The organism is Caballeronia sp. LZ008 (genome assembly GCF_031451435.1).
Classification (GTDB): Bacteria; Pseudomonadota; Gammaproteobacteria; order Burkholderiales; family Burkholderiaceae; genus Caballeronia; species Caballeronia zhejiangensis.
The window spans coordinates 197,205-203,292 of record NZ_JARUXK010000003.1 but is presented as its reverse complement, the minus strand read 5'-3'; the positions used below and the strand labels follow the sequence as shown (position 1 = coordinate 203,292).

General features: G+C 60.2%; 7 protein-coding genes and 2 pseudogenes. 7 read left to right on the top strand and 2 right to left on the bottom strand.

The window, feature by feature from the left end:
- On the top strand, positions 1–707 hold a 707-nt coding region (locus QCE49_RS20070; RefSeq protein WP_309806346.1), incomplete at its 5' end, for an RHS repeat-associated core domain-containing protein.
- An 8-nt stretch (positions 708–715) separates the two neighbouring features.
- Entirely contained in the window at positions 716–1,099 is a 384-nt protein-coding gene (locus tag QCE49_RS20065) for an Imm50 family immunity protein (protein ID WP_250460196.1), read from the top strand.
- A 61-nt stretch (positions 1,100–1,160) separates the two neighbouring features.
- On the opposite strand, the gene QCE49_RS20060 is transcribed toward QCE49_RS20065, so the two are convergent.
- Together QCE49_RS20060 and QCE49_RS20055 are read right to left on the bottom strand one after the other, a co-directional pair.
- Complete coding sequence (locus QCE49_RS20060) at positions 1,161–1,400, bottom strand: SymE family type I addiction module toxin (protein ID WP_250460194.1); 240 nt, start codon at positions 1,398–1,400, stop codon at positions 1,161–1,163.
- A gap of 74 nt (positions 1,401–1,474) precedes the next feature.
- A complete protein-coding gene (locus QCE49_RS20055; protein ID WP_250460192.1) occupies positions 1,475–1,882 on the bottom strand; it encodes a helix-turn-helix domain-containing protein in 408 nt (135 codons plus the stop codon).
- 134 nt (positions 1,883–2,016) lie between these two features.
- On the opposite strand from QCE49_RS20055, the gene QCE49_RS20050 reads away from it, so the two are divergent.
- The 5 genes and pseudogenes from QCE49_RS20050 (at position 2,017) to xerC (ending at position 6,047) form a co-directional block, all read left to right on the top strand.
- On the top strand, positions 2,017–2,148 hold the full coding sequence (locus QCE49_RS20050) for a hypothetical protein (RefSeq protein WP_284508334.1): 132 nt from the start codon (positions 2,017–2,019) through the stop codon (positions 2,146–2,148).
- A pseudogene (locus QCE49_RS20045) lies at positions 2,096–2,230 on the top strand (CHC2 zinc finger domain-containing protein); the annotation flags it as partial. The gene QCE49_RS20050 and the pseudogene QCE49_RS20045, both read left to right, overlap by 53 nt.
- 188 nt (positions 2,231–2,418) lie before the next feature.
- A pseudogene (locus tag QCE49_RS20040) lies at positions 2,419–2,676 on the top strand (hypothetical protein); the annotation flags it as partial.
- Positions 2,677–2,784: 108 nt separating this feature from the next.
- Positions 2,785–4,989: a toprim domain-containing protein gene (locus QCE49_RS20035; protein WP_309806344.1), complete on the top strand. Its 2,205-nt coding sequence runs from the start codon at positions 2,785–2,787 to the stop codon at positions 4,987–4,989.
- Complete coding sequence (gene xerC, locus QCE49_RS20030; RefSeq protein WP_250460190.1) at positions 4,989–6,047, top strand: site-specific tyrosine recombinase XerC; 1,059 nt, start codon at positions 4,989–4,991, stop codon at positions 6,045–6,047. Before QCE49_RS20035 ends, xerC begins: the two co-directional genes overlap by 1 nt.
- The last annotated feature ends 41 nt before the right edge of the window (positions 6,048–6,088 follow it).

Sequence of the window (6,088 nt, the reverse complement as noted above, 5' to 3'; positions counted from 1 at the left end):
AGAGCCGTCATGCGACGCTGTTCTATCAGAATGACCACCTTGGCACGCCGCAGGAGTTGCTGGACGAGTCGGGTAAGGTTGTGTGGCTGGCGCGGTATAAGGCGTGGGGCGGAAGGAAACCAACGCCCTATGGCAAGACAGATCCGGCCGAAGCGGATAACGCGATTCGGTTCCAAGGCCAATACGCGGACGACGAGACGGGGCTGACGTACAATCGGCATCGGTACTATGATCCGGCGACGGGGCGGTTCATCTCGAAAGATCCGATCGGGCTGGCGGGTGGGATCAATGTTTATCAATATGCCAACGGCAATTCGACTCGCTGGGTCGATCCGCTCGGCCTAGCCCCATGTCCCGGACGTAAGGGCGCATTCCGTCAAGCCAAACGTGATTTGAGGATTCCGCTAAGTCACCAGCCTGATCGAGTTCTCAATGAGAAGACCGGCCAGATGGGGCAATACAATCAGGTCATGATGACGGGCGCAGACGGATCGCCGGTCCTCGATAAAAATAATCAACCAATCTGGACCAGGGAGTATCAATTCACGCGCGCTGACGGGACCGTGGTCTTAGTGCAAGATCATGGTGCTGGCCATTATTATGGCGAAGGAGGTGTGGGTGACCAAGGTCCGCACTTTAATGCTCGGCCATGTACAAATCCTCGTACGGGTAAAGTTCCCGGCACTCAAGCTCATTATCCGTTCTAGGAGTGACAATGAAACTTGTTGAACTCGCGGGCGCAGAGTTGTTGCGTCGGGTCTTTAGCTACAGCCCGACGACGGAAAAGATTGATTTGTTCGATATCTCACTAAAGAGAGACGGGAAAGTGTTTGTAGCGAACTTTGATCTTATCGATCAAATTCCTGATCGTCCTCCCGAAAAATGGAAGAACTTCAATCGATGCCGTGTAGGAATCTATTGTGCGGTTGTTAGCGAATTACAGGTATTGGGCTGGAACGCGCGAAATATATCTACCCTCTGTATTACTAAAGTATCGGATAAATACGGGGTTCGAATTACTGGCGAGTCGTTGGAAATCAAGTTTCTCTGTCAGTTCATTTCGCTTACTGGTCCGACGGTGTATCTAGATGAGGAGTAGTCTCGTCAGAGTGACGAGGTATTGAACCAACGAAGGGCCGCTTTGGCGGCCCTCCGTTCGTCTATTCGGTGGTAATGGTGAGCCGTCCGTGTTCAACGTTGATTTTTACGCGCTGGCCTGCTTCAAACCCGGCGTGCTCGATCCATCGACCGGCGAGCTTGAGCCACGGATAAAGCGGCGGCTCGGTGCGTCGGTGAAACGGCAGGTGCCAGTTTCGGCTGCGGTTCTCGCGGCGTGACTGCTGAACGGTTACGAACCGTTCCGTGACGGGTGGGCGTGCTTTAAGATTGGCGTCAGCCATAGTCAACTCCTGTAGTGAGTTGGTGGTGGTGAGCGGGCCGTGAGTGTTGGTAGCACTCACGGCCCGCGCTTCGTTTACCGGTGTGATCTCTTCTCTTCGTTGCTCTCTTTGCGCGTTCTGCGCGCGGGCTGTTTCTCGCTCTCACTCACACGCGCCATTGCGCCCGCGACTTGATTCTTGAGGATCAATGCATCGAGCACGCCGCGCACGAGCTGTTGTTCTTGCTCGGGCATACGCGCGATGGTTTCGAACTGGTAACGCAGCACGTCATCGGGGCCGCGCTCGCCCTCATCAAAAACTAACGCATCGGAGCTCACGCCGAGCGCAATTGCGAGTCGGCGGATAACGTCCAGCGTGGGCTGTGAATTGCCGCCTTCATAGCGGCGAATCTGAAGCACGGACAGATCGATGGCTTCAGCCAAAGCCAGTTGGGTGAGACCGCGGGCCTTACGCAGTGCGGTCAGGCGCTCTGAAAATTCCATGCTGGAAACCAAGTAGACAAGACAGCCATCACTGTAAGACCCCTATCTCGATTGCTTGTCCAATGATATCACATGAGGTAGCATAAAGATATCTATGGAGAGTCTTGACAGGTTTTTAGCCGGAGGACTGATTCATGGCGCGCATCGCAGAAGTCGAGCTTGAGCGGCTAAAGGTTGAAGTGTCGGTGGAGCAACTGGTGCGCGCGCAGGGGCGTGGAGCTGGCGAAGTCGGGCCGCGACTGGCGCGGTCGCTGTCCGTTCCATGAGGACGGCACGCCCTCGCTGGTGGTGACGCCCGCGAAGAACCTGTGGCACTGCTTCGGCTGCGGTGCGGGCGGCGGCCCGGTGGATTGGGTCATGAAGGCAAGCGGGATCTCGTTTCGTCACGCGGTGGAGCTGCTGCGCGAAGGTCACTCCTCTTTAGCCGCTAAAACTGGCGTGAAGCATTCGACCGTGCGCGCGCTGGAAGCGCCAGTGTCGGTGAGTGCGGACGATGGCGCGCTCTTAACGCAGGTGGTGGACTATTCCACCAGACGCTCAAGAGTTCGCCCGAGGCGTTGGCGTATCTGGAGAAGCGCGGGATTCTGGGCGCGGTGGAGCACTTCAAACTGGGCTTTGCGAATCGCACGCTCGGGCTGCGTCTGCCGGAGAAGAACCGTCAGGCGGGTGAAGCGATCCGCGCGCGGCTGCAGACGGTGGGCGTGGTGCGCGAGAGCGGTCACGAGCATTTGAATGGTTGCGTGGTGTTTCCGTGGTTCGATGAATCGGGCGCAGTGGCGGGTTTGTATGGCCGCAAGATCGGCGAGCGGCTGCGCTCGGGCACGGCGTATCACCTGTATCTGCCGGGACCGCGGCGAGGCGTGTTCAACGCGCAAGGCGTGCGCGCTCAGAAGGAAGTGATCGTGTGCGAGGCGATCATCGATGCGTTGACGTTCTGGAGCGCGGGCTATACGAACGTGACGGCGGCGTTCGGCGTGGAGGGATTCACGGACGATCACCTGGCGCTCATCAAGGCGTCGGGCGTGGAGCGCGTGATCATCGCGTTTGATCGTGACGCGGCGGGCGATGCGGGCGCGGCGAAGCTCGCGGAGCGGCTGATGGCGGAGGGTTTCGGCTGCTATCGGCTGAAGCTGCCGCACGGTCTGGACGCGAATGAATATGCGCTGAAGGTCACGCCTGCATCGAAGAGTCTGGGTGCGCTGATTCGCGCTGGGGAATGGCTCGGGAACGGGAAGGCGCCAGAGCGCGCGGCGTCGCCCGATCTGGCCGCAGTGGTGAAGCCCGCGCCTTCTTTAGCCGCTAAAGAAGCGGTTGAAGCGGCGTCGGAAAAATTACACCCTGTCAGTTCTCTGCCTGCTGCTGTGGAGCCAGCCGCGCCGGCGTTGGAGATCGCGTGTGAGGTGAGCGAAGCGGAGATCGTGTTTGCGTTGGGCGCGGTGCGTTATCGGGTGCGCGGATTCGATGCGAAAGCGGCGGGCGTGCTGAAGGTGAACGTGCTGGCCAGTTCCGGCGAATGGTTCCATGTAGACACGCTGGACCTGTACCACGCGAAGGCGCGGGCGAACTACATCGCGCGCGTGGCGGCGGAGCTGCGCGTTAAAGAGGAAACGGTGAAGGCCGACCTGGGGCGCGTGCTGCTGAAGCTGGAGCTGTTGCAGGCGCAGGCGGACGCGCCCGCGTCATCGCAAGACATGAGCGAGGCGGATCGGCGCGCGGCGCTGGAGCTGCTGAACGCGCCGGACTTGCTCGGGCGGATCGTGGCTGACTTCGCGGCGTGCGGCGTGGTGGGTGAAGAGACCAATAAGCTCGTTGGCTACTTGGCGGCGGTGTCGAGGAAGCTGGATACGCCGCTGGCGGTGGTGATTCAATCGAGCAGCGCGGCGGGCAAGAGTTCGCTCATGGATGCGGTGCTGGCGTTCGTGCCGGAGGAAGAGCGCATCAAGTACAGCGCGATGACGGGACAAAGCCTGTTCTACATGGGCGAGACGAATCTGAAACACAAGGTGCTGGCGATCTGCGAAGAGGAAGGCGCGAGCCGTGCGGCGTATGCGCTCAAGCTGTTGCAGTCGGACGGCGAGCTGACGATTGCTTCGACGGGCAAGGACGCGGAGACGGGCAATCTGGTGACGCAGGAATATCGCGTGGAAGGACCGGTGTCGATCATGCTGACGACGACGGCCATCGAGATCGACGAGGAATTGTTGAATCGCTGCCTGATTCTGACGGTCGATGAAGGGCGCGAGCAGACCGAAGCCATTCACCGTTTGCAGCGTCAGAAGCGCACGCTGGAAGGCTTGAAGCTGAAGGCGCAGAAGGAACAGCTGTTGAACGTGCATCGCAACGCGCAGCGGTTGTTGAAACCGTTGGCGGTGGTGAATCCGTTCGCGGACCAGCTCACGTTTCTGTCGGATCGCACGCGCACGCGTCGGGATCACGAAAAGTATCTGACCTTGATCGATACGATCGCGCTGCTGCATCAGCATCAACGGGAAATCAAAACGATCGCGCACGCGGGCGAGACGCTGGCGTACATTGAGGTGACGCTCTCGGATATCGAGGCGGCGAACCGGATCGTGCATGAGGTGTTGGGGCGCAGTCTGGACGAGCTGCCGCCGGTGACGCGGCGCGTCTTGGATCAGATCGTTGAGGCGGTGAAGGCCAGTCCGTTGCCGCGCGAGTCGGTGAGGTTTAGCAGGCGTGAGGTTCGGTCGTGGACGGGGCAAAGCGACACGCAACTGAAGCTACATCTGTCGCGGCTGGCCGAGCTGGAATACCTGTTGATCCATCGCGCGGCGCGCGGTCAGGGCTTCGAATACGAGCTGATCTATGACGGTGGCAGTGATGATGCGCTGCATCTGTCGGGGCTGATCGACGTTGAGAAGTTGAAGTACGACGCGCAGCGGTCGGGGGTAAATGCAGAGCGGTCGGCCCCCGGTCGGGGTGCGGTCGGCCCGTGGTCGGTGGGTGGTCGGGCTGCAGAAAATCCCGTCAACGCTGATGGCACAAGGCCGAGGTCGAATGATCGCGTGAATGGCGCAAAAACGCATATCTGTGAACAAAATAATTCGGAGTGCGTCGTACCGTACTTACATGAGGCGCGCGCGTGATGACGGAAGAACACAAGCCGGTGGTGCGCCGTGCCAAGCGCCGCTTGAGGAAAAAGCGCAGCGAGGCGATCAGCAGCGTGGAGACGCTCGATAACGCGCTGATGATCTATGTGCGCTTGTATGTGGAATGGCTGGAGGCGACGGGTCGCACGGAACAAACGGTAAAAGGCCGCGCGGTGCGGCTTGAGCGGTTCGTTGGATGGTGCGAGGCGCGCGGTCTGAGTCAGCCCGAAGAGATCACGCGGGCGGTGCTGGAGGCGTATCAACGGTATCTGTACCTGTATCGGAAGAAGGATGGCAAGCCGCTGTCGATCCGCACGCAGGAGACGATGCTCACGCCGCTGCGCGGGTGGTGCAAGTGGCTGGCACGCGAGCGGTACGTGCAGTACAACGCGGCCTCCGAGCTGGTGTTGCCGCGTGCGCCGAAGCTGCTGCCGCGCGTGGTGCTGTCGGTGGTGCAGGTGGAGCGGCTGATGGCGCAGCCGGACGTGAGCGGGATCACGGGTGCGCGCGACCGGGCGATGCTGGAAGTGCTGTACAGCACGGGGATACGTCGGATGGAGTTGATGAACCTGACGGTATCGGAGATCGATCTGGAAGGACGCACGGTGATGATTCGCCAAGGCAAGGGACGGCGCGACCGGTATATCCCGATGGGCGAGCGGGCGTGTTACTGGGTTCAGCGTTATCTGGATGAAGTCAGGCCGATGCTGGTGGTGCGTCAGGATGACTGGACGCTGTTTCTGACGGATTACGGCGAGGCATACAGCGGCAATCGGTTGACGGATCTGGTGAAGCGGTACATGGAGTTGGCGGGCATCGGCAACGGCGCGTGTCACGCGTTACGTCATGCGTGCGCGACGCACATGCTGGAGAACGGCTCGGACGTGCGATTCATTCAGGCGCTGCTGGGTCACGCGGATCTGTCGAGCACGCAGATTTACACGCAGGTGGCGATCGGCAAGCTCAAGGAGATTCACGCGGCCACGCATCCGGCGAAGCTGACCGCTTCTCTCTTAGCTGCCATTGATGCCGAGGCGGACGAGGACGCGCAGTAAAAAGTGAAGGACGAAGAACCGGCGTCATCGACGGGACTGCG